The 24,181-nt window shown below is 66.9% G+C and carries 16 protein-coding genes; 11 read left to right on the forward strand and 5 right to left on the reverse strand.

What is annotated here, in order from left to right:
- Positions 1–16: 16 nt before the first annotated feature.
- The 4 genes from BSIN_RS05340 to BSIN_RS05360 all read left to right on the forward strand — a co-directional run bounded on the left by BSIN_RS05340 (position 17) and on the right by BSIN_RS05360 (position 6,626).
- Positions 17–1,450 (forward strand): TldD/PmbA family protein, encoded by a 1,434-nt coding sequence (locus BSIN_RS05340; protein ID WP_089339741.1) that lies wholly within the window; start codon positions 17–19, stop codon positions 1,448–1,450.
- Positions 1,450–2,808, forward strand: coding sequence for a metallopeptidase TldD-related protein (locus tag BSIN_RS05345; protein WP_089339742.1), 1,359 nt, complete (start codon positions 1,450–1,452; stop codon positions 2,806–2,808). The genes BSIN_RS05340 and BSIN_RS05345 overlap by 1 nt, the downstream gene beginning before the upstream one ends.
- A 275-nt stretch (positions 2,809–3,083) precedes the next feature.
- Positions 3,084–3,356 carry a hypothetical protein gene (locus tag BSIN_RS05355; protein WP_069236333.1) on the forward strand — a complete coding sequence of 91 codons (273 nt, stop codon included), beginning with the start codon at positions 3,084–3,086 and terminating at the stop codon, positions 3,354–3,356.
- A gap of 75 nt (positions 3,357–3,431) precedes the next feature.
- Positions 3,432–6,626 carry a multidrug efflux RND transporter permease subunit gene (locus BSIN_RS05360; RefSeq protein ID WP_089339744.1) on the forward strand — a complete coding sequence of 1,065 codons (3,195 nt, stop codon included), beginning with the start codon at positions 3,432–3,434 and terminating at the stop codon, positions 6,624–6,626.
- A gap of 83 nt (positions 6,627–6,709) precedes the next feature.
- On the opposite strand, the gene BSIN_RS05365 is transcribed toward BSIN_RS05360, so the two are convergent.
- Positions 6,710–7,033: a hypothetical protein gene (locus BSIN_RS05365; protein ID WP_089339745.1), complete on the reverse strand. Its 324-nt coding sequence runs from the start codon at positions 7,031–7,033 to the stop codon at positions 6,710–6,712.
- Positions 7,034–7,051: 18 nt separating this feature from the next.
- Here BSIN_RS05365 and BSIN_RS25970 point away from each other — a divergent pair, with 18 nt between their 5' ends.
- The 4 genes from BSIN_RS25970 (at position 7,052) to BSIN_RS05385 (ending at position 12,123) form a co-directional block, all read left to right on the forward strand.
- Positions 7,052–7,417, forward strand: coding sequence for a hypothetical protein (locus tag BSIN_RS25970; protein WP_173678630.1), 366 nt, complete (start codon positions 7,052–7,054; stop codon positions 7,415–7,417).
- Positions 7,414–8,991 (forward strand): amidase, encoded by a 1,578-nt coding sequence (locus BSIN_RS05375; protein ID WP_089339747.1) that lies wholly within the window; start codon positions 7,414–7,416, stop codon positions 8,989–8,991. Before BSIN_RS25970 ends, BSIN_RS05375 begins: the two co-directional genes overlap by 4 nt.
- Positions 8,992–9,179: 188 nt before the next feature.
- Positions 9,180–10,355 carry a porin gene (locus tag BSIN_RS05380; protein WP_059512565.1) on the forward strand — a complete coding sequence of 392 codons (1,176 nt, stop codon included), beginning with the start codon at positions 9,180–9,182 and terminating at the stop codon, positions 10,353–10,355.
- A gap of 199 nt (positions 10,356–10,554) precedes the next feature.
- Positions 10,555–12,123 (forward strand): thioredoxin family protein, encoded by a 1,569-nt coding sequence (locus tag BSIN_RS05385; protein ID WP_089339748.1) that lies wholly within the window; start codon positions 10,555–10,557, stop codon positions 12,121–12,123.
- 19 nt (positions 12,124–12,142) lie between these two features.
- Here BSIN_RS05385 and BSIN_RS05390 read toward each other — a convergent pair whose 3' ends face one another.
- The gene (locus tag BSIN_RS05390; RefSeq protein ID WP_089339749.1) at positions 12,143–14,131 is read right to left on the reverse strand and encodes an alpha-galactosidase; all 1,989 of its coding nucleotides are present in this window, start codon (positions 14,129–14,131) and stop codon (positions 12,143–12,145) included.
- Positions 14,132–14,735: 604 nt separating this feature from the next.
- On the opposite strand from BSIN_RS05390, the gene BSIN_RS05395 reads away from it, so the two are divergent.
- Positions 14,736–17,276, forward strand: a complete 2,541-nt coding sequence (locus BSIN_RS05395; RefSeq protein WP_173678632.1) for a penicillin-binding protein 1A — start codon at positions 14,736–14,738, stop codon at positions 17,274–17,276.
- Between the two features lie 206 nt (positions 17,277–17,482).
- Here BSIN_RS05395 and phaZ read toward each other — a convergent pair whose 3' ends face one another.
- From phaZ to BSIN_RS05410, 3 genes are all read right to left on the reverse strand, one after another.
- Positions 17,483–18,700, reverse strand: a complete 1,218-nt coding sequence (gene phaZ / locus BSIN_RS05400) for a polyhydroxyalkanoate depolymerase (RefSeq protein ID WP_089339750.1) — start codon at positions 18,698–18,700, stop codon at positions 17,483–17,485.
- Positions 18,701–18,849: 149 nt separating this feature from the next.
- On the reverse strand, positions 18,850–19,290 hold the full coding sequence (locus tag BSIN_RS05405; protein ID WP_089339761.1) for an SRPBCC family protein: 441 nt from the start codon (positions 19,288–19,290) through the stop codon (positions 18,850–18,852).
- 521 nt (positions 19,291–19,811) lie between these two features.
- The gene (locus BSIN_RS05410; protein ID WP_059571163.1) at positions 19,812–20,726 is read right to left on the reverse strand and encodes a LysR family transcriptional regulator; all 915 of its coding nucleotides are present in this window, start codon (positions 20,724–20,726) and stop codon (positions 19,812–19,814) included.
- Between the two features lie 1,003 nt (positions 20,727–21,729).
- Here BSIN_RS05410 and BSIN_RS05415 point away from each other — a divergent pair.
- Both BSIN_RS05415 and BSIN_RS05425 read left to right on the forward strand, forming a co-directional pair.
- Complete coding sequence (locus BSIN_RS05415; protein WP_089339762.1) at positions 21,730–22,500, forward strand: FadR/GntR family transcriptional regulator; 771 nt, start codon at positions 21,730–21,732, stop codon at positions 22,498–22,500.
- A gap of 720 nt (positions 22,501–23,220) precedes the next feature.
- Entirely contained in the window at positions 23,221–23,913 is a 693-nt protein-coding gene (locus BSIN_RS05425) for a B3/B4 domain-containing protein (RefSeq protein ID WP_089339752.1), read from the forward strand.
- Positions 23,914–24,181: the final 268 nt, after the last annotated feature.

Genomic DNA, 24,181 nt, shown 5'->3' on the forward strand with positions numbered 1-24,181 from the left:
CGGTCAGAGGGGACAGATGATTGACGAGAGCTGGGCGCACACCGCGCGCCAATTGCGTAGTGACGCTAGCTTCTGGTCGCTGCGAGTCGTCGACGAACGGATCGACGAGCACGAAGTCCGCAACGACGTCGCGCAGCCGCTCGCGAGCGTGCGCGATCGCGGCGCGATGCTGATCGCGTGGTCCGGCGCGGGCGCCGGCTATGCGGCCACCGCCGATCTGTCGGCTGCCGGCTTGCAGGCGGCACTCGACGTGGCCGCCGCGCGCGCGAAGGCGAGCGCGGCACTGTCGCTGATCGACCATCGCGAGCTTGCGCGGCCGCACGCGAGCGGCCACTACGCGTCGCCGCACGTGGACGATCCGTTGCCAAGCCGCGCCGAATGGCTCGAGCGCCTCGCACATGAATGCGCGGCGGCTGCCGTCGATGCGCGGATCGTCGAGCGCAGCGCCGGCGTGCTGCTCGCGCAGACCGACCAGCTTTACCTGACGAGCGACGGCGTGCGGATCGAGCAGCGCTTCCGTTATGTGATGCCGCAATCGAGCGCCGTCGCGCATGCGAACGGCGACACGCAGATACGCACGTTGAGCGGCTACGGCACACTGGCGCAAGGCGGCCTCGACGTGCTCGCGCGCCACGGCTTCGACGGCGCGGGTGCACGGATCGCGGACGAGGCGCTGCAACTGCTCGCCGCGCCGAATTGCCCGTGCGGGCGGCGCGATCTGCTGCTGATGCCCGATCAGATGATGCTTCAGATTCACGAATCGATCGGCCATCCGCTCGAACTCGACCGGATTCTCGGCGACGAGCGCAATTTTGCCGGCTGGAGCTTCGTCAAGCCGGAGATGTTCGGCTCGTACCAGTATGGCTCGCCGCTGTTGAACGTCACGTTCGATCCGACGCTGCCGGGCGAGGCGGCGTCCTACGCGTTCGACGACGACGGTACTGCCGCGCAGCGGCAATACCTGATTCGCGACGGCGTGCTCGAGCGGCCGCTCGGCGGTGCGCTGTCGCAATCGCGCGCGGGGCTGCCGGGCGTGGCGAACGCCCGCGCATCGAGCTGGAACCGCCCGCCGATCGACCGGATGGCGAACCTGAACGTCGAGCCCGGCTCGCAGTCGCTCGACGAGTTGATCGCCGGCGTCGAGCGGGGCATTCTGATGCGCACCAACACGTCGTGGTCGATCGACGATCATCGCAACAAATTCCAGTTCGGCTGCGAGTTCGGGCAGCTCATCGAGAACGGCCGGCTGACGCAGGTCGTCAAGCGGCCCAACTATCGCGGCATCTCCGCGAGTTTCTGGCGCAGCTTGCGCGCGGTCGGCGACGCGAGCACCTTCGGTGTGTACGGCACGCCGTATTGCGGCAAGGGCGAGCCCGCGCAGATCATCCGTGTCGGCCACGCGGCGCCCGCCTGCGTGTTCGCCGACGTCGACGTGTTCGGAGGCGCGTGATGACGGATTACCTTGCACAGGGGCAGGCCGTGGCGATCGACTGGCACGCGCACTTCGCGCAGCTTGCCGATGAGGCCGAGCGGCTGAAGCAGCCGGGTGAGACGGTGCTGCTGTGGTTCGCGGGCGAGACGTCCGATTTCGTGCGCTTCAACGCGGGCAGGATTCGCCAGACCGGGCGCGTGCTGCAACGCAAGCTGACTGTGCGGCTTGTCGACGGCGCGCGGCAGGGCTCCATCACGCAAACGGTGAGCGGGGGCGCTACGGATCTGCGCGAACTGGCAGGCGTGCTGACGGCGCTGCGCGAGAGCTTGCGCGATGCGCCGGACGATCCGCATCTGCTGTTCGACACGTCGGTGTGGCGCACCTCGACGCGCCGCACCGGCCGCCTGCCCGATCCCGACGCACTGGCGCGCACGGTTGCCGAGGCCGCGCGCGGGCTTGATTTCGTCGGCTTCTACATGGGCGGCGCGCTCGCGCGCGGCTTTGCGTCGACGGCGGGCAGCCGCGGCTGGCATGAGGTCGAGAATTTCAATTTCAGCTGGTCGCTGTATGACGCGAGCGGCCGCGCGATCCAAACCGTCTATGCGGGCGACGATTGGCACGACGACGCGTTCGTGCACAAGCTCACCGAGGCCGCCGCGCGGCTGCCGGTGCTCGGCCGCGCGCCGAAGCCGCTCGCGCCCGGGCGTTATCGCGCGTATTTCGCACCGGCGGCGGTGCAGGAGATTGCCGCGTTGCTGAGCTGGGATGGATTTTCCGCGCGTGCGCATGCGGCCGCGCGCAGCAATTTGCATCGGCTGCACGTGGGCGATGCGACGTTCGATCCGCGCATCGAGATCACCGAGGATTTTTCGCTCGGCATCGCGCCCGCGTTCAATGCGGACGGCTACCAGCGCGACAGCGTGCCGCTCGTGGCCGCCGGGCGCAGCGCCGGGCGGCTCGTCAGTGCGCGCAGCGCGCGCGAGCACGGTCTGCGGCCGAACGGCGCGCCGGCCGACGAGATGCCCGAGACGCTGTCGATCGCCGGCGGTGCGCTGGCCGAAGCCGACGTGCTCGCCGCGCTCGACACGGGTCTGTATGTCGGCAATCTCTGGTATCTGAATTTCTCGGACCGGATCAATTGCCGAATCACCGGGATGACGCGCTTCGCGACGTTCTGGGTCGAAGGCGGCAAGATCGTCGCGCCTGTGGACGCAATGCGTTTCGACGACAGCGCGTACCGGCTGCTTGGCAGCGAGCTGGAGCAGCTCGGCGCCACGCCGCAACTGCTGCTCGACGACCAGTCGTATCACGAACGCAAGACGGGCGGCATGAAGGTGCCGGGGCTGCTGGCGCGCTCGTTCGAACTGACGTTGTAATGCGCGCGATGACCGCGACCGGATGCCGGCCGGAGCGTCGGCGTTCCATCGCCAATTTGGTTACGCAAGCGGCGCGGCGTAGTGCGATTGCACGATCGAGCGGCGGCGTATTCGTCGCCGTACCGCGCCTGGCGTGCCGGTGCGATACGTTGCGTGCGGCCTTTCGCGTGGTGCTCGGCGGGCGGCGCAACGGCGCGGCGCGAGCCGGACGTTGACTGTGCGCGGGGCGGATGCGATCGTCTCGACTCGTCGTTGTGCCAAGGACGGGAGAAACAATGAAACACGCCGATGCCGCGGCATTGGACAGGTTGGAGGATCTGCTCGTCGAGCTTCGCGCGCTGCCCGGTCTGAAAGAACGGTCGCGCGGCGTCTTCTACTGGCGAGGCAAGCCGTTTCTCCATTTTCACGTCGACCCGCAAGGATTGTTCGCCGATCTGCGCCGCGACAGCGGTTTCGAGCGGTTTGCCGTCGATACGGCAGCCGGCCGCGGTAAATTTCTGCGCGCCGTGCACGTCGTATCGGGGGCTCGAGCGTCGTCATCCCTTTGACCCAGCGCACGCGCGAGCGGCCAGCCGGCGCGTGGGCCGCGCCGCCGCGCGCGTCGCATTGACACTTGCCAACGCATGCCGTCTTTTTTCATCGATCGCCCGGTTTTCGCGTGGATCGTCGCGTTTGCGATCGTCATCGCGGGCGTGCTGGCGATTCCGCAGCTTCCCGTCGCGCAGTATCCGCGCCTCGCGCCGCCGCGCATCGTGATCAACGCGAGCTATCCGGGCGCGTCGTCGGAGACGATCGACAGCGACGTCGGCAGCATCATCGAGGAGAGCCTCGACGGTGCGGACAACCTGCTCTATTACCAGACGAACAGCGACGATCTCGGCAACCTCGAAATCGACGTGACGTTCGCGCCCGGCGCGAATCCGGATATCGCGCTCGTCGACGTGCAGAACCGCCTGAAGCAGGTCGAGCAGCGGCTGCCGCAGCAGGTGGTTCAGCAAGGCATCGGCGTGTTCAAGGCGGCGAACACGTTCCTGATGCTCGTCACGCTGACGTCGACCGACGGCTCGCGCAATTCCGCGCAACTCGGCGACTATCTGGACCGCTACCTGCTGCGCGAACTCAAGCGTGCGCCGGGCGTCGGCTCGGCCGAGCTGTGGGATTCGGGCGAGGCGCTGCGGATCTGGCTCGATCCGTCGAAGCTGCGCGAATACGGGCTCGGCGCGGACGACGTGATCGGCGCCGTTGCCGCGCAGAACGCGGCGGTGACGGCGGGCTCGATCGGCGACGCGCCGGCCGCGAACGGCCAGCAGCTCACCGCTTCGGTGATCGTCAAGGGGCAGCTCGTGTCGCCGGCCGAGTTCGGCCGGATCGTGCTGAAATCGAAACCCGACGGCTCGGCCGTGCATGTGGCCGACGTCGCGCGCGTGGAGGTCGGCCGCTCCGATTACTCGTTCTGGTCGCGGCTGAACGGCAGGCAGGCGGCCACGGTCGGCATCCAGCTTGGCCCGCGCGGCAACGCGCTCGAGACGTCGAACGCGATTCGCGCGCGCATCGCCGAATTGTCGAAGACGCTGCCGCCGGGCGTCGCGGTCGAAATTCCATACGACGGCGCGCATTTCGTCGGCATCGCGATCGACGAGGTCGTGCTCACGCTCGTCGAGGCGATCGTGCTGGTGTTCTGCGTGATGTGGCTGTTTCTGCGCGAGTTGCGCTATACGCTCGTGCCGACCGTCGTGATCCCGGTCACGCTGATGGGCGCGTTCTGCGCGATGTGGCTGTTCGGGCTGTCGATCAACGTGTTCACGATGTTCGGGCTCGTGCTGGCGATCGGCATTCTGGTGGACGATGCAATCGTCGTCGTCGAAAGCGTGCATCGCGTGATGGAGGACGAATGCGTGCCGCCGCGCGAGGCGACGCGCCGCGCGATGCAGCGCATCGGCGGTGCGATCGTCGGCGTGACTGCGGTGCTGACCGCCGTGTTCGTGCCGATGGCGTTCTTTCCAGGCGGCGTTGGCGGAATCTACCGGCAGTTCGCGGTGGCGATGATCGCGTCGATGCTGGTGTCGTCGTTCATGGCGCTGTCGCTGACGCCCGCGCTGTGCGCGAATCTGCTCAAGCCGGCGCCGCACCGCACGCCGGCCGGCGGCGCGCGCCGGCGCGGCGTGGGCGTGTGGGCCGCGCAGCGCTTTGCGGCTGGCTTCGCGCGCGCCGAGGCCGGCTATCGCGGCGTCGTCGTGCGCACGATGCGGCGCGTCGGCGTCGTGGTCGCGGTTTATGCGGCGCTCGTCGCCGTGTGCGCGCTGCTGTACTGGTCGTTGCCGGGCGGCTTTTTGCCGACCGAGGATCAAGGTCAGCTACAGGTGATGATCCAACTGCCCGCCGGCGCGACGCAGTCGCGCACGATGGCGATCGTCGAGCGCGTCGAGCGGATCTTGCACGGCGAGCCGGCGATTTCGAATGTGACGAGCGTGATCGGCTGGAGTTTCGCCGGCAGCGGGCAGAACGTCGGAATGGCGTTTGTCGAACTGAAGGACTGGGCCACGCGCGACGTCGACGCAATGGCGCTGCGCGACCGTTTGAACGGCGCGTTCGCCCGGATTCTCGACGGCGACGTGCAGGCGTCGCTGCCGCCGTCGGTGCCGGGCATCGGCCATTCGGACGGCTTCACGTTCCGGCTGGAGGATCGCGGCGGCGTCGGCCTCGCGGCGCTGAAGGCCGCGCGCGCCAAGCTGTTCGAGCGGGCGAAGGCGAGCCCGGTGCTGGCGTCGGTCCGCTCGGAGGACCTGCCCGACGCGCCGCGCGTCGAACTCGACATCGATCGCGCGAAGGCCTATGCGCTCGGCGTGCCGTTCGAGCGGATCTCCGGCTTGCTCGGCGGCACGTTCGGCTCGAACTATATCGACGACTATCCGTCGGCGGGCCGGATGCGGCGTGTGATCATCGAGGCCGACGCGGGTTCGCGCAGCACCGACGATCAACTGATGAAGCTGATGGTACCGAACCGCACGGGCGACATGGTGCCGCTGTCGGCCATCGCGACACCGCATTGGGAAGTCGGCCCCGTGATGCTGAACCGCTATAACGGTTATCCGTCGCTCGACATCAACGGCCGCGCGGCCGACGGCTACAGCTCGGGTGCGGCGATGGCCGAGATGGAACGGCTCGCGGCGGCTCTGCCGGCCGGCATCGGCTACGACTGGGTCGACGCGGCGCGCGAGGAGCGGCTCGCCGCGCGGCAGACGCCGCTGTTGATCGGCCTGTCGGTGCTTGCGGTGTTCATGGCGCTTGCCGCGCTGTACGAGAGCTGGACGATTCCGCTGTCGGTGCTGGCGATCGTGCCGCTCGGCGCGATCGGCGCGATTGCGGCTGCGCTGGCGCGCGGCATGCCGAACGACGTGTATTTCAAGGTCGGGATGATCACGGTGATCGGATTGTCGGCGAAGAACGCGATCCTGATCGTGCAGTTCGCGCGCGATCTCCACGCGCGCGGCATGCCGCTGCGCGATGCGGTGCTCGATGCGGCCACGGCGCGTTTCCGGCCGATCGTGATGACGTCGATGGCGTTTTTGCTGGGCGTCGTGCCGCTCGTGATCGCGACGGGGGCGGGTGCCGAGAGCCGGCGCTCGATTGGCACGGGCGCGTTCGGCGGGGTGTTGGCGGCGACGGTGTTTGGGCTTGTCTTCGCGCCGGCCGCGTTTTACGTGATCGCATCGCTCAGGCGGCGCGGGACGCAGGCCGCCGGCACGTGCGCCGGCGGGCCGGATGCGGCGGTTCAGCCGGCCGAGCCGCGCGGACGCGGCGTGACGGCGAACGATTGACGCACGGCACGTGCTGCGGCTTGCGCGTCGCGCGCTTGGCCTGGCGCAGCGGGCTTGGCTACGCCGAGCGCGCGGCCGCCCGGTCAAAGCGTGAATTTCATGCCGAGATGCCGGTTGACGATCGTCGTGCGGCTGGCAAGCGCATGCTGGATCGCGTCGCAGCGCGCCTGCGTGGTCAATTGATCGTTTGCCGGCAGTTGCATGCGGCGCTCGGTCGCGCTCAGCCATTCGCTGCTGCCCGGATCGGGGCCGTGCCCGGCGTCGTCGGTGATCGCGAGCTGCTGGTCGACTTGGTCGAACCACGCATCGGTGCAAGGGCGCTCGCTCGGCGCGTGCAGCACAGTGGTCGTTGCGGCGAGCCAGCCGACGACGGCGACAAGTGCGATACCGGAGATGACTTTCTTCATTGAATCCTTAAGACGATAATGACCTGGATGAACGGGAGACGATTTCGCGCAGGATGCAACGGGCTTGGCCGTCGCGCCAACGCCAACGCCAACGCCAACGCCAACGCCAACGCCAACGCCAACGCCAACGCCAACGCCAACGCCAACGCCAACGCCAACGCCAACGCGAGATGTACGGATCGCGATTCGGCGCCGAAGTTCACTCTCGAGGTTGGTGCAAACCGTCGCGGCGACAGACGCCGTCAGACTCTGGTGCTCGGAGGATGCATGCCAGCCGATGCGACGCGGCCCTCTCGGCGCGGCTCGCGCCATGCGGGCGACGACCTCCTGAACCGCTCGTTTGCCCGTGCTACGGCTCAACTGAAGACGGAACGCTCCATATGAAACGACGTCACTTTCTCCACACGCTCGGCGCGCTGACTGCGATGCCGCACGCTTTCGATAGCGCGCATGCCGCGATTTCAGCGCCGCCTGACCGTACTCCCGCCGCTTGCGCATCTGGCGCGGCGGCGAGCGCGACCCAGTCGGTGCGCGATGCGCTCGAGCGCATCGCGCGTATCGACCGCGATGGCCCGTGCGTGAACGCGATCATCGAACTGAATCCCGACGCCGAAGCAATCGCGCGAACGCTCGACGCCGAGCGGGCCGCCGGCACGGTGCGCGGCCCGCTGCACGGCGTCGCCGTCGCGCTGAAGGACAATATCGCGACAGGCGACCGGATGGCGACCACCGCCGGCTCGCTCGCGCTCGACGGCGTGCGTGCGGCGCGCGACGCGCAACTCGTCGCGCGGTTGCGTCGCGCGGGCGCGGTGATCGTCGCAAAAACCAATCTGAGCGAATGGGCGAACTTCCGCTCGACGCGCTCCACCAGCGGCTGGAGCGGCCGCGGCGGCCTGACACGCAATCCTTACGCACTCGACCGGAGCACGAGCGGCTCGAGTTCGGGTTCGGCCGCTGCGGTCGCGGCCGGCCTCGTGCCGATGGCAGTCGGCACCGAGACCGACGGCTCGATCGTATCGCCGGCGTCGATCAACGGCTGCGTCGGCCTGAAGCCGACGCTCGGGCGCGTGAGCCGCGACGGAATCGTGCCGCTGTCGCATACGCAGGATACGGCCGGGCCGATCACGCGCACGGTCCGCGACGCCGCGCTATTGCTCACCGCGCTTGCCGGCAGCGACGCGAACGATTCCGCGACGGCGAATGCGCCGCCGCCTGCCGACTATGTGGGCGCGCTCGATCCGGATGCCCTGCGCGGCGCGCGCATCGGCGTCGCACGTGAGTATTTCACCGGGCATGACGAAGTCGATACGCAGATCGAGCGTGCGATTGCCGAGCTGGTGAAGTTGGGCGCGGTGGTCGTCGATCCGGTCGATCTGAAGAAGGTCGACTATCAGGACGACGAGCTGACCGTGTTGCTTTGCGAGTTCAAACACGATCTGCCGCTATGGCTGCGCGCGTTCGCGCCTGATGCGCTGGTGCGCACGCTTGCCGACGTGATCGCGTTCAACGATGCGCATCGCGCGAAGGAGATGTCGTACTTCGGCCAGGAAACGCTGATTCGCGCGCAGGCCGCAGGCGGCCTCGACAGCGCCGCTTATCGTCGCGCGCTGATTCGTTGCGGCCGCCGCGCACGCGCCGACGGGCTCGCGCGCGTGTTGCGCAAGCATCGGCTCGATGCGATCGTCGCGCCGACGGGCGGTACGGCGTGGCTGACCGATCTTGTCAACGGCGATAGCGGCGGCGGCGATTTCTCGACGCCCGCCGCAGTCGCGGGTTTTCCGCATCTGACGGTGCCGGCCGGCCTCGTGCGCGGATTGCCGGTTGGTTTGTCGTTCGTCGGTGCGCCGTGGAGCGAGGCGCGTTTGCTCGCCCTAGGCTATGCGTTCGAGCAGGCCACGCAGTGGCGTCAGGAGCCGCGCTATGTCGAGCGGTCGAATATTCCTCCACTCGATGCGTGAAGCGGTATGCGACGGCGTGCGGCACGCCGTGGGTGCCGGGCGCCGCGCGGCGCCGCTCGCGCTTACCCGACTCCGCGTGCCGGACATTCGCTTCATAAACATCGCAGAATTAATTGGTTTCCCATCGCGTTCGTTGTCCCGTATCGTTTCCGGATTTTAAAAACACGCCTACGGACGAGGACAATCAAATGAAGCGAACCAAGCAACTCGCGGCAGCGCTCGCGCTGCCCGCCGGCCTCCTTTTGCCGGCCGCCGCGCACGCGCAAAGCAGCGTCACGCTGTACGGGATCGTCGATGCCGGCATCGCCTATGTGCACAATGCGCAGGACGCGAATGGCCGCAACCAGTCGACGCTCGTGAAATTCAGCAGCGGCAATCTGTCGGGCAGCCGCTGGGGGCTGAAAGGCAGCGAAGATTTAGGCGGCGGCCTCGCGGCGGTGTTTCAACTGGAAAACGGCTTCAACATCGGCAACGGTGTGCAAAGCGGTAACCGCGAGTTCGGGCGCAAGGCGATCGTCGGGTTGACGAGCAGCACGTGGGGCACGGTGACGCTTGGCCGCCAGTACGATCCGGTCGTCGATCTCGTGCAAGGGCTCACCGAGGACAATTATTTCGGCGGCGTGTTCGCGACGCCGGGCGACCTCGACAACTACGACAACAGCCTGCGCGTGAGCAACTCGGTGAAGTACGTGAGCCCGCTGTGGTCGGGCCTGCAGTTCGAGGCGCTGTACGGCTTCGGCGGCGTCGCGGGAGCGACCGGCAGCGGCCGCACGTACAGTTTCGCGGCGGCGTACACGAACGGCCCGCTATCGCTCGGCGCGGGCTATTTGTACGCGGACGGCGGCACGAGCGCGAACAACGGCGTGCGCACGTGGACGGGCAGCTCGGACACGCTGTTCAACACCGTGATCAACCAGGGCTTCGCGAGCGCGAAGTCGATCAAGAGCGTGCGCGCTGCCGGCCAATACGTACTCGGCGCGGCGACGTTCGGCCTCGCTTACTCGAACACGCAATACGGCCGCGATTCGCTGTCGGCGTTCGGCAGTACCGCGAAATTCAACAGCGGCTCGGGATTCTTCAACTACCGGTTCACGCCGGCATTGACCACCGGCGTCGGCTACAGCTATACGTCGCTGACAGGACCGGCTTCCGCGCATTATCATCAGGTGAATCTGGGCGCCGATTACGCGCTGTCCAAGCGCACCGATCTGTACGCGCTGTTCGGCTACCAGAAGGCGAGCGGCAGGACGATCGGCGCGAATGGCGCGGTGATCGACGCGCAGGCGTCGGTTGGCTCGTATGGCGCGAATTCCGGCACCGATACGCAGGAACTCGCGATCGTCGGCATCCGGCACAAGTTTTAAGCCGGACTGAATCGCCCGGCGTCCGCTGCTTGCGCCGGGGCGTTTCGCGCGCCTGCGGCAGCCCGGCGCGCGGCCGCATGAAATACCTTCCTCTCGCGGCCACGCCGCGCGGCGGCTCGCGACGAGGAACAGTCGGGCGCGTTGCGCTGTCGCGGCGCACGCGTGAATCCACTCATCATCACAAACAGGACGCTCATCGATGAAAACTGCGATTGGAAAGCTGACCGCGTCGCTGCTCCTGGCCGCCGCAAGCGCGTGTTTCGCGGCCGACGCGCCGCACGCCCCCGAGCATCTGCCGCCCGGCATCGCGTGGCAGCAAGGCGATGTCGATGCGGCGTTCGCGCAAGCCAAACGCACGAACAAGCCGTTGTTTCTCTATTGGGGCGCGGTGTGGTGCCCGTCGTGCAACCAGGTGAAATCGACGATTTTCAGCCAGCAGGCGTTCAAGGCGCGCTCGGCGTTCTTCGTGCCGGTTTATCTTGACGGCGATAGCGAGAACGCGCAGAAGATCGGCGAGCGCTTCAAGGTGCGCGGCTATCCGACGATGATCCTGTTCCGGCCCGACGGCACCGAAGTCACGCGGCTGCCGGGCGAAGTCGATCTCGACCGTTACATGCAGGCGTTGTCGATCGGGCTGAACGCCGCGCATCCGTTCAAGCAAACGCTTGCCGCCGCGCTGAAGGACGGCGCGCATGTGTCGCCCGACGAATGGCGGGTGCTGGCCGATTACTCGTGGGATACCGACGGCGATCTGCCGGTGCCGCCCGAGCGCGTCGCAACGACGCTGCAAACGCTCGCGCGGCACGCGCGCGCGGACCGCGCGAGCGCTGAAGCGCTGCGGCTGGAATTGAAATCGGTGGTGTCGGCGGCAACGGGCGAACCGCCGCAGCAAGGCGACATCGACAAGGCGGCGGGCGCGAACGCGGTACGCGATGCGCTGGGCGACCCGAAGCTCGCGCGCAGCGATTACGACGTGTTGATCGCCGCGCCGGACGACGTCGTCAAATACCTCGCCGGTGACGACGCGGGCAAGCGCGCGGCGCTCGCGAAGCAGTTCGATGCGGCGCTCGCGCGGCTGTCGACGGATAAGTCGCTTGCGGCAATCGACCGGACCATGGCGCTGCATGGTCGCGTGCTGCTCGCGCGGCTCGACGCGAAACCGGGCGCGCCGCTGCCCGCCGCGCTTGCCGATGCAGTGCGGCGGCAGACTTCGGCGGCCGTTGGCGAATCGACGAATGTTTATGCGCGGCAGGCGGTCGTCAGCGAAGCGGCCGCGACGCTGACCGACGCCCGCCAGTTCGACGCCGCCGACGCGCTGCTCAAGGCGGAACTGCCCCGTTCGCCGACGCCGTACTTCTTCATGTCGGGGCTGGCGGCCAACGCGAAGGCGCGTGGCGACAAGGCCGCCGCGCTCGACTGGTATCGCAAGGCCTACGATGCGGCGAGCGGTCCGGCGACGCGGCTGCGTTGGGGCGCTGCCTATTTCGCGAATGCCGTCGATCTCGCACCGGACGATGCGGCGCGCATCAGGCAGATTGCCAACGACGTGCTGACGCAGGCGGGCCAGACGCGCAATGCGTTCTACGGCGCGAACAAGCGCGCGTTGACGCGGCTCGTTACGCAGTTGGTACGCTGGCATCAGGGCGGCGCGCACGAGGCGACGGTGCAGGCGGTCGTCAAGCAGTTCGAGGGCGTGTGCGGCAAGCTGCCGGCCGGCGATCCGCAAGTCGGCGCTTGCGAGAGCCTGATCAAGCCCGCGAAGGCTTGATCAGGCTCTGCCGCCGCCTTTACTGCGGCGCCGATATGTCGATGCCATTGATGGCGGGCGCGGGCGCGGACGGATTCGAGAACGTCAGCGTGTTGGCGCGGCCCGCGCGCAACACGCCGTGGACGGTGAGCGTCGACGGCGTGGCCCAATTGCCCGTGGTCGGGAACGTGACGGGCACGGGCGCGGCGCCGTTGAAGCTGATTTGCGCGACACGGTCGACGCTGTCTCCGTTTACGAAAACGATCTGTACGCTATAAGCGCCATCAGCCGGCACCGCGAGCCGATTGATCGTCAGCGTCCCGCCGTTGCCGAGTTGTCCGACGGCCTGTCCGCTTGCGCATCCCGCGCACACTTGCACGCGGGCCGCGCCCGCAAGCGTGTTCGCGTGTGCGACGGCCTCGTAGGCCGGGCGGGCCGTGGGCAGGCGAACCGGACCGGCGACCGACGCGACCGAGCGGATGCCGGGCATGGGTTTCGTCGTGTCGACATTCGATAACGCGATCTGATTCATCCCCGGCTTCAGGCCCGCATAGACGATGACGGCGCCGGTGCGCGCCGCGCCCGAGGTCGGCTCGAACGCGAGTGTCGTCGGAGTGCCGCCGTTGACGGCGAGCTGCGCGTACCGCGTTTCATTGTGCGGATTTGCATAGGCGATTTCGATATAGCCGCCCGTGGTGTGAGATTTGACGTGCGCGCGGATCGTGGCATGCCTGTGCCGCTGCGATGCGTTGTCCTCGCCGTCGTCGCTGTCTTCGCCGCCGTCGCATGAGTTGCAGTGCATGCGCGATTCATCGATGCCGCCGCCGAATGCATCCAGCCGCTTGGATTCCTCTGTGGCGTCGCGCTCATCGACACGCAGCATGACCGCGCCGCCGGCCGGCACGAGCGGTACGGTGTACGACTGCGTCGCGACGCCGAGATCCTGGCGCGCCCATACGTCGCGCACTGTGGCGCGCTCGGCGGGCGCGAGGCCGAGCTGCGTCCAGGTGAACGTCATCGGCGCATCGGTGTTCGAGTTGTTGAACAGGACGACCGCGCGCTGCCCGTTGCCCGCCAGCAGCTTCGCCCACACCTGCCGCGTGCCGTCGCGGGATTGTGCGACCTTCAGCCCTTGCAGCCCGAGCGGATCCTGATCGATTGCGATGACTTCGGGGTTGGTCAGCAGGCCCAGCGTATCGGCGGCGAGCGGCTTCGACAGATCGTTGCCGAGAATCAGCGGCGCGCCGGCGATCGCCCACAGGCTCACGTGCGCGCGATCTTGCGGGGCCGACATGCCCATGCCGGCGATCATCATGTCGGGATCGTTGTAGTAGCCGGTGTGCTGCGCCTCGGGCCAATCGTTGCCGTTGAAATTGCGGATCACGCGGGCGAATTGCGTCGCGCCGATGTCGTGTTTGTAGATGTCGTCGGTGGTGCGCCACATTCGGCCGACGCCGGGCGCCCAGTCCCAAGGGCCCCGGTTGTAGTCGGGAAATGCGCGGTCGCTGCCGATCGTCCCCCAGTCGCAGATGCTGAGCATGAGCCGCTGGCCGGTTTTCGCGTAGGCGTCGTCGATCGCGGCGGCAATTGCCGTGTATGCCTGCTGCGGATCGTAGCCGGCGTCGCGGCCGCCGCAGAAATCGACCTTCACGAAATCGAAGCCCCATTGCGCGAACTGCAGGAAATCGGTTCGATAGTGTGCGACGTCGCTGCCGACAAATCGCGTGCCGTCGCGGCGAAAGCCGCAGCCGAGCGGACCGGCGTCGATATAGATACCGGCCTTCAGGCCCTGGCTGTGAATGTATTGCGCGATTGCCCGCATGCCGCCCGGCCATTGCCGCGTATCGACGATGAAATTACCATTCGCGTCGCGCTGTCCGGACGTCCACCAGCCCTCGTCGATGTTCACGTACTCGTATTTCGCGCCGGATTCGATCGCGCGGTTCAGCCTGACCATGCCGTCCGCTTGAGCCTTGATCGTGTCGAAGCTGACGTTCTCCTCGAGGCTGTTCCACGATGACCAGCCCATCGGCGCCGCGACATGCGCGGTTTGGCCCGGCGCGGCGGCAGATGGCGGTGTTGCGCAGGACACGCTGACAACACCGCATAGGCCGATGGTCAGCACCGTCGACCATGCACCGGCAGTATTTTTTATGCGGGCTAAGCGCATGGTTGTCTCCTGGTGGCTGTTAATCCGGCTTCCTTTGTGCGAAGCCTCGTCGCAAATAACTATAAGACAGCGTTCAAGTGCGTTTCAAAGGTTTGTGCGTTTGGTAGGGCATCGATCATTGTCTTGATGATTTTGCGATCGAGCGGCCGAATGCTGATGGGAAGCCATGATGGTGTCGAAGCGAGCCGCGCGAGCATCCCCGACGTCCGCCGCCCGATCGCTGACGCGGGGTGGTGCTCGCAGAAAATGCGTTGGAACCCTCAGGCGGTGAAATACCGGGATGTTCGTTGACTATGCCGAGGCCGGACGCGGTGATTGCATCTCGGCGGATTGATGTTTTGCATGCGTGGCCCGATCACGCGATCGAACGGCGCGATCGCGTGGCTCATCGGCCACGGTGACGCGCGGCGCGCCGTTTCGCGTTTGGTACGATTCACGCTTTCTCATTCGTTCGCCCCGCTGCGTGAACCGCCGAATTTTCTCGTCTCTTGCCGGCCGTTTTGCGGCCCGGTCTGCCGCGGCCAAGCCGCTTGCCGCCGCCATGCTGGTGCGTCTGCGCCATCCCACGCGGCGCGGCGTCGTGCTGGCCGTCGCCGCCGTTCCGGCGCTTTTCGTGCTGTACGTGCTTGCGCTGATTCCGTTCACGCCGGGCATCGGCGACATCCGCAAGGCGCGCGTGGACGCGCCCGCGCAGATCCTGTCCGCCGACGGCAAGCTGCTCGCGGAATTCAAGCCGTCGAACCGCGAATGGGTGCCGTTGCCGGGCATTTCGCCGAAAGTGGTCGACGCGCTGATCGCCACCGAGGATCACCGCTTCTACCAGCATCACGGCCTCGACTGGCGGCGCACGGCGGGCGCCGCGCTGCGCACGTTCTCCGGCGATCGCCAAGGCGGCTCGACGATCACTCAGCAGCTTGCGCGCAATCTGTATCCGGACGAGATCGGCCGCGCGCCGACGCTTACGCGCAAGCTGAAGGAAGCGATCACCGCGCTGAAAATCGAGGCGGTCTATAGCAAGGAGCAGATCCTCGAGACCTATCTGAACACGGTGCCGTTCCTGTACAACGCCTATGGCGTCGAGATGGCGGCGCGCACGTACTTCGACAAATCGGCGGACCAGCTCGACGCGCTCGACGCCGCGACGCTCGTCGGCATGCTCAAAGGCAACAGCTATTACAACCCGGTGCTCAACCCCGAGCGCGCGCTCGCGCGGCGCAACACGGTGCTGGCGCAGATGGTGAAGTACGGAAAGCTGTCGCCGGCCGCGTATGCGTCGCTGGCGAAGAGGCCGCTGCGCATCGACTTCGAGCGGCAAAAAGAGCCGCCCGGCCCCGCGCCGCATTTCGCGCAGCAGTTGCGCAAATGGCTGATCGCATGGGCCGACCGCAACGACTACAACATCTACTCGGACGGCCTCGTCGTGCGCACGACGATCGATTCGCGGCTGCAGGCTTACGCGACGCAGGCGCTCGCGCGGCAGACCAGCCAGTTGCAGCGGATCGCGAACGGCATGTGGAACGCCGGCAGCGGCTGCGCGAGCGGCAGCCCGTTGTTCCGTGCGTTCGCGCGCGAGACGCCGGAATTCCGCGCGGCGCTGGACGGTGGCGCGACCGACGAAGCCGCGCTCAAGCATCTGCTCGCGGACCGCGCGTTCACGCGCGCGCTGTGCCGCGCAAAGGCCGACGTGCAGGCCGGCTTCGTCGCGATCGATCCGCGCAACGGGCAGATCGCCGCGTGGGTCGGCAGCCGCGATTTCGCGTCCGAGCCGTTCGATCATGTGCAGCAGGCGCGGCGGCAGCCGGGCTCGACGTTCAAGCCGTTCGTCTACGGTGCGGCGTTCGCGGCGGGCGCGACGCCCGACGACACGTTCGTCGATCAGCCCGTCGAGATTCCTTTGAAGGGCGGCGAGATCTGGCGGCCGGACGACGACGCGCCGCCCACGGGCAAGCCGATGACGCTGCGCGACGCGATCGCGTATTCGCGCAACCGGATCACCGCGCAACTGATGATGAAAGTAGGTCCGGCAAAGGTCGCGCGGCTCGCGCGCGCGATGGGCGTGCGCGACAGCGCGCTCGAAGCCGTGCCGTCGCTCGCGCTCGGCACGAGCCCCGTCACGTTGAAGGAAATGGTGTCTGCGTATGCGACGATCGCGAACGTCGGCGAATATGTCGAGCCGCGAATGGTCACGCGCATCGAGGATCGCCACGGCAACGTGCTTGCCGAGTTCGCGAGCGCGTCGCCCGAACGCGCGCTCGACGCGTCGGCCGCGCGCACGCTGATCGACGTGATGCGCGGTGTGATCGCGCGCGGTACCGGCTCGGCAATCCGCACGCGCTTCGGGATTCGTGCGGATGTCGCGGGCAAGACCGGCACGACGCAAGGCGATACCGACGGCTGGTTCATCCTGATGCAGCCGCAGATGGTCGCGGGCGCGTGGGTCGGTTTCGACGACGGCCGCGTGACGCTCGGCAGCGATTGGGGGCAGGGGGCGCGCAGCGCGCTGCCGATCGTCGGCGAGTTCTATCAGCGCGCGCTGCGCGCGCGGATCATCGATGCGCGCGAACGCTTTGCCACGCAGGCGCAGCCCAGCGCGTTCGAGACGTTCCGCGACAAGCTGCGCGATTGGTATCGCTATCTGTTCGACAAAGCGCAGCCGCGCAACGAGGAGGCGCCGCTGCCCGCGCCGCCGCCCGCGCGCGCGCTGGCGGCTGAAGGGGCGGAGCCTGAGCCGGAACTGGCGCCGGCGGCTGCGTCTGAAGCCATGCCGTCCGCCGCGTCCGCTGCGGCGTTGGCGAGCGGCGCGGGCGTACCCGCGTCGGCGGCGAACGCGGCATCGGTCGTTACGCCGGCAGTGCCGCTCGCTTCTTCGACTGGGGAAGCCCAGCTGCTGCCCGCGCCGCACCCGGCCGCCGATGCGGCGCGCGGTCTGCCGAGCGGCGAAGAACCGATTTCGCCGACGCCGACGCCCGATGCGCCTGCCGCGAGCGCGCCGGGGGGCAATTGAGAGGGCTGACGCGGCTTATCGGTGGTGTCGGCCCACTCGGCCGGCGGACCGACGCCGCCGGCGCGCGGTGAGGCGCGTGCAGTAAGGCGTGCGCCGCGCGTGCGCGTGCGCTACGCTCGTGCGCCCGCTGGTGTGCGTTACCGCCGCCAGTCGATTCGAACACCGTCGCACGGGAAGAGAGGCAAAGCGCGTGGCGATCGGGACGATCAATGGAGCGCGCCGCGCGCATGGGCCGTTTCGACGCGCGCCCAAAACGCGTCCAGCGCCGGATAGATCGACTGCTGCCAGCGCGGCCCGACGAACAGATCGTAGTGATCGCAGTCCGGTGCGGTGATGCGCTCGCGCGCGGCCTCGGGCAATGCATCGCACAGGCGTTGTGCAGCGTGGGTTTGGCCGGGGCCCGCGACGTCGTCGAGGGTGCCTTCGACCGTGCAGAGCGGCGTGCGCGTGAGCTGCCGCGGCTCGACGCGCCGCCCGCCCACCGACCAGCGCCCGTCGGCGAGCAGCCGCTCGTGAAAGATCACACGGATCGTGTCGAGAAAATAGCGCTCGGTCATGTCGAGCACTGCGCCGTATTCGTTCATTTCGCGCATGCAGCATGCCGCGCCGGCCAGATCGCCCGTCAGCCACGCTGCCCAGTAGCGGCTTTCGAGTGCGATGCGCCGGTGCGGATGCGCGGCGACAATCGCCGCATGCTGGATGAAGCCCGGATACACGCGCCGTCCCGCGCCTGCATATGGCGGCGGCACCGTGTCGATCACGGTGCGGCGGAACCAATCGAGATCATGGCTGAGCGCGAAGCGATCGATGGGGGTGGGGTGCTCTCGCGTGTCGATCGGGCCGCCAAGCAGGGTGATGCTTGCCAAGTGGATGCCGCGCGCGGCGAGCAGCGCGGCGGCCGCGAGCGCGGGTACGGTCGCCTGGCAGACCGCCATCACATGCAGCTCGTGCGCTTGCGTTTGCGCGGCGACGATGAAGCGTTCGAGCGTGTGCACATAGTCGTCGAGGCTGAATGCGCCGGCCTCGGGCGGGACGTCGCGCGCGTTGTGCCAGTCGGTGATGTAGACATCGTGTGCGGCCAGCAGCATCTCGACCGTTTCACGAAACATGACGGCATGATGTCCGGCAAGCGGCGTGCAGAGCAGGATCGGCGCGCGGGCGGCTGTCGTGCCGGCGGTTTGGCGCACGAACTGGCGCAGCGTGCAGAACGGCGTGTGGTCGACGATCCGCTCCTGTACCGCAATGGCGATTCCGGCGTGGCCGGAGACGAGCGCATCGATCCCGAACGGCGGTGGCGCGGCAATGGCATCGGCGGCGCGGGCCATCGGCCCCCAGGTCGGCCAGCCCGCGCGCTGCGCGGCGCCCGCCCAGGGCTGGCATGTGCGGGCGAATTCGCGTTGCATTTCGAGCCACGCGTACAGCATCGAAAGGGATCTCCTGGCGGATCGGGATCTGGCGGTAAAACGGGCGTGCGCTGCGCGATGGCGTGGCGCAACGGCTTCAGTTCAGCATAGGCCGGTCTGCGCCGCATGACCAGGAGCGGCGGCGCAATGCCGGACGATTCGCTTGCGCTTTATGCGTGCAGATAGCGGGTTCGTGCTTGCGCGATGCCCCGGCGGACGCTTTTTTCGAGAACGTGCCGAATGATCGGCGCGACGAACGGCACCTTGCCGCCGAATGTGATCACATAGTGAAAATACGTGCGCTGATCGTCGATCGGCACGAATCGCATCACGCCGAGATGGTCGCGCAATGGGCTGCCGCGCGTGATTCGATACTCGATCAGTCGATTTTCCTGATAATCGGTGACGGTTTCGACGAACGGCGGCGCGCCCGGCACGCGCATTTCGCGAGCGGAGCCCACGCCGTTGCGGGCCGCTTCGCCATCGCTGATCCGGCGCACACTTGCCGGCTTGAACAGCGAGGCCAGATTCTCGTGTTCGCTGAAGAAGCGGAAGACGTGCTGAACCGGCGCATCGAATTCCGCGGAGATTTCTATCCGTTGTCGTGTCATGGGACGCTCGCGTGTCGGAGGGAAGAAGACGGCGCCGATCGGCATGCGCCTTCGAAAAATGTGACATTGATTGATGTAATCATCAACTAGGGTAATTACGTGCGTGGCGTTGTGTTGGCCTCGACAACGGCAACGGCAAGCGCGGCGGCAACGCGCCTGCCCTTTGCCGGGAACGTTGTGCCGCACACTGGCTTTCCATTCATATGCATATGACGTTTGCCGAATATCCGTGCGGCCGGATTGGGCAGCGTGCGCCCGGCGTGCGCACGCTGGTCGCGAGGCGTTGGCGCCGGGCTCACGCAAGCGTGCCGGGGCAGCGCAACGCGTTGTGTCCACTGAGGACGCTCCATTGGCGATCGACGAAGTCCGGCCGTTGCCCACGCTGATATGGATGTGCCGTTGATGTGCCGCGAGAGCGTCGCGACGGGGTGGCACTGCTAAGCGCTCTGCGGGGCAGGCTTGCGCTCAGCAGCGCGTTCGCTGATCTCGATGACGGCGGGAACGACGCATGCGGTGCGCGGCTACTGTTTGAATGACGGCAAGTCGCGTTGAATGTGCGTCAGGATCTCGGCTGCCGCGCGCGGTAGTGGGCGCTCACCATGCACGATCACTTTTCCGCATGGTGAATTGAACAGCGGATTGCGCATGCGCAGCGCGATGATCTTGCCCTCGTCGAGATCGTCGGCAATCAGCAGATGCGTCAGGAACGCGACGCCGTCGCCTGAACGGACGAAGCGCCGCAATGCGGCCGGGGAGTTCGTGACGAATCGCGGCGCGAGCGGAATGTTTTCCGCATGCGCGACGGTATAGACAATCTGGCCGACACCGAAATGCGGCGCGGGCATCATCGCGAGCGGGTAGCGGACGGCGTCGCGCATCTCGAGCGGCCCGTTGTGGCGCGTGAGCGGATGGTCGGGGGCGACGGCAAGAAAGGTCGGGTGCGACACGCTCAGACATTCGCGAATGCCCGGCGGCAGCGACGGGTTGTACGTGAGCCCGATATGGGCGCGCTTGCGCAGCACGTCGTCCACCACGCTGTTTGCCGTGCGCACGTTCAACTCGATCGATACGTGCGGGTGCCGGTTCAGGAAATCGGCGACGACCGAATCCATCAGACTTTCGACATAGCCGATCGTCAGTGCGATTTCAATGCGGCCGCGCAATTCGCCATGCAACGATTCGTGGAATTGCTCTAGTCCGATTCTGTATGCATGTGCATATTCAAGCAGCAGATCGGCTGCTTCAGTCGCGATCATGCCGTGGTGCCGGCGGTCGAACAGCGGTGCGCCGATTTCGCTTTCGAGCAGGTGCAATTGCCGGCTGACCACGGACGGCGCGGTGTTCAGCCGTTCGGCGGCGGAGCGGATCGACCCGTGTTCGAGAATGGCCTGGAAATATCGCAGGCGGCTCAAATTGACCTGGAACGATTGATCCATAAGCATGTTGCCTCAACAGGCAACGCCTGTGCACTAAAGTTGCTGTCACTGTGATCATACAGTATGGCGATAATGAGCCGAAACGACCGGGCGCGGCGATGCGCCTGTCGATACTAATACGGGCCATACGAGGCAGCAGATCGCTATCGAAAGCGGGCGCTCGCATTGGTTCGGAGGGCCGGCGTCGTGGATGGGATCGTGCTGCCTGTCTACTTCGTCGACGCGAATCGAGAGACACGTCGTGTGATGAAGATTCCGGACGCCGGTTTCCGGCGCCAAACCCATATTTGTGCTCTTGGCCATTCAGCTTGTGCCTAGCTGAGTGGCGGGCCATGGGCGTCAACCGCTGTTGCGATACGCCGGACTGCCATGTCCTGGCGGGGCGCCGCTTGCCGTTTTAGGTTCGGAGCCATTGGACGGAAGTGGTTCGATGGTCGATTCAATTAACTGTGCCTTTTTGATCGGCCGGATGCAGATGGCTTGACGTTGGTGTCGTTCGTGCCGGGTATTCCGGCAATCGATTTTTCCGTAGGCGGGCTGGCCAACCAGCCGGCTTGATGGGTTACGTCGTTTGCCGGCGGCAGGCGCGTAAGTGCTTGCCATTGTCGTTTTCCGGCTAAAGCGAGCTGTGTGCCGCACAAGACGGATGCGCAGCATATAAGCGGGGAGCGTGCCGCGATGCGGGGGGCGGATCGCGCGGATGCAACGTGTGCCGGCCGGGCGTGATATGCCGGCAAGCCCGCTGCATTGCGCGAATCGCGTGTCGCGCGCACAGCGGCCATATTGCTTTGTTCGCTGCGTGGTCAGTGGAGTAATGGCGGGCGTGATGGCGTGGCGGTTGAAGCGCGCGCGTTGCGCCGGCTTTAATTTCCGAGGCGGCTAGCGGCAGTTGTGGTCGGAATGTATTTGCTTGGCGTCGTGGCAGATGCGCGCCGTTGGTTTTATGGCGACGCATTCTGCCGTTCATCACGAAGGAATTTCGATTCGCATTTGGATGAGTACGATGAATTCTATAGACACCAATCCTTTTTCTAATCCGGCGCGCACGCTCGTCGCCGTGACGCGTGAGTCGACCGAGCGCCGTTCGCTGAAGGCGTCGCCGCGTGTGCAGCGGGTGCTCGATGCCGTCGTGACCCGGATCGTCGACGGCGAATTCACGTCCGGCCTGCTGCCGCCGCAGGATGTGCTCGCGCGCGAACTGGGCGTGCCGCGCTCGGTGATGCGCGAAGTTACGCGCGTGTTGACCGCGCGGCGAATGGTGCAGGCCCGGACGAAGGCCGGCACGCGTCTCACGCCGCGCAGCGAATGGCGGCTCTTCGACGATCACGTGATGCAGTGGCGGATGCGGATCACCGCGGACGTCGATTTTCTGCACGACGTCGTGGCGATGTGCGATTTGGTCGAGCCCGAAGCTGCCGCGCAGGCGGCAACGCACGCGGACGATGCGCAGCGGCGTGCGATTCGCGCGGCCTACGCGGCGGTGCGGGATGCGGTCGGGGCGGATGCGTTGCGCCGCGGGCTCGAGGCGCTGCATGCGTCGGTGGTCGAGGCGAGCCGCAACCAGTTCATCCGGCAGATGGGCGAGGTCGCGCGGGCCGGTGTAACGGCGATCGACTGGGATGCCGTATCGTTGCACGGCCGGTACGATGCGATTCGCGGCGCGGCCGGGCGGCTTGCTGCGGCGATCGACGGTTACGATGCGAATGGCGCGCGCGCCGCGATGATCGGATTGCGGATGGCTGTCAACGAGGCGGGATCGGAAGCGGCGGCCTGATCGTGGGGGGGGGCCGCCGGCCGTACCGGCCGTGATGCGTGGTGATCGCGCAGCGCATGTGCTTGTCGTGCGTGCGCGATCGCTGCGGCGCACACCGCCGGTACGGGCCGGACGCCCGCGTGCGATCGCTGGCGCCCGATGTTTTTCGTCAAGCGAGCGAAATCGCTCGCTTCTTGCCGCGAACGGTCGCCTCTCTGTGCAGCGTCGCAAACGGTGGCGGAGGCTTTTCGCCGGATAGCGGCGCTTCGAGCCGCGATACGGCCAATGCCGCCGTTTCCGTTTGCTTGGCTGTTTTTGCTTGCGTCGGGTGTCGCCGCGCTGCCCACCACACATGCGGCGCGTCGTATGCGGCCTTGGCGTGGTGTTTCGCGAGCAGCCGCGCGGTATCGTTCCGCGTGTGCAATATCGATCATGCCGAGTGCCGCTGGATAGGGTAGAGGACCGATGTGGCCGGGGCTTCGCGCATGCGTTTGAGCGATGGATGAGCGTAGCGCCCGGCGGCCCGGCCCGACGAGTCGCCCGATCGGCCAGCGCGGGGTGTGCCATGCGTCATGCGCGATGAAAGCAGCCCGGTTTCGCGCTCGTTCGTACAACGTCACGCATGTCGGCGTAGGCCGGTGTCGGCGGCTCGTTCCGCGGTGCCGCAGCAGGCTCGCGTGGTTGACGCTTGCGCTCACGGGTCGCTAGCATCGAACCAATCAGTCGCTCAAGGATTTAACGATGCTTTGCATTCTGCCGTCGGTCGATCCGGCTATCGCCAGCTTGGCGCCGGGGTTTCGTGCGCTGAGCATCAGTGTCGAAGCTGCCGGGGTTGCGAATCCGGGCATTGCCCGCGACGCGCTGAGTCGCGCGTGCCGATCGCTCGCTGCAGGCGGCGCCGCATGGGCCGATGCGCACCTGGCGGCTTGGGCCGACGTGTTCAGGAAGTTCGGCGCGAAGCCCCAGCGCACGCCGCCTTCCGCCGAAGCGTTGCGCAAACGCGTGCTGCGCGACGGCAGCCTGCCGAGCATCGATCCGGTGGTCGATCTGTACAACGCAATCAGCATTCAATATGCGATTCCGGTCGGCGGCGAGAATTTTGCGGCCTATGCCGGCATGCCCAGGCTGGTTATAGCGGATGGCACGGAACCCTTCGACACGGTGAAGGACGGCGCGCCGGCCCAGGAAACGCCAGAGGCGGGGGAGGCGGTCTGGCGCGACGATCTCGGTGTCACATGCCGGCGCTGGAACTGGCGGCAAGGCATCCGGACGAGACTGAATGCCGATGCCAGACAGATGTGGTTCATTCTGGAAAGCTTGCCGGCAATGCCGCTGGAAGCGCTTCATGAAGCAGGCGATCGATTGATCGAAGGGGTGCGCCTCATGATGCCGGATGCGGCGATCGACACGAAGTTGATCGGCCCCGGTGCGTGATAGAGAGCGCGGGCTCGATTCCGCTCGGGTGGGCTCCCGTGGTTTCTGATTGTCGGTGGCGTTGCCGGCTGCTATTTCCCGGGCCCGGCGTCGCCAGGGCGGCGGCTGGCGACGTTGCGCGCCGCCGTTGCTCATTCCGGAACGGCGCGAAGCGCCGGGCCGCGTTTCGGCGAAGAGCCGTGCGCGGCGGCGGCCGATGCCGGCGCGGAGCCGCTCTGTCGCCGCGCTTATCCTCGCAAACCCCTACGAAGTCTTACGTAGCCGTCAT

The organism is Burkholderia singularis, assembly GCF_900176645.1.
Classification (GTDB): domain Bacteria; phylum Pseudomonadota; class Gammaproteobacteria; order Burkholderiales; family Burkholderiaceae; genus Burkholderia; species Burkholderia singularis.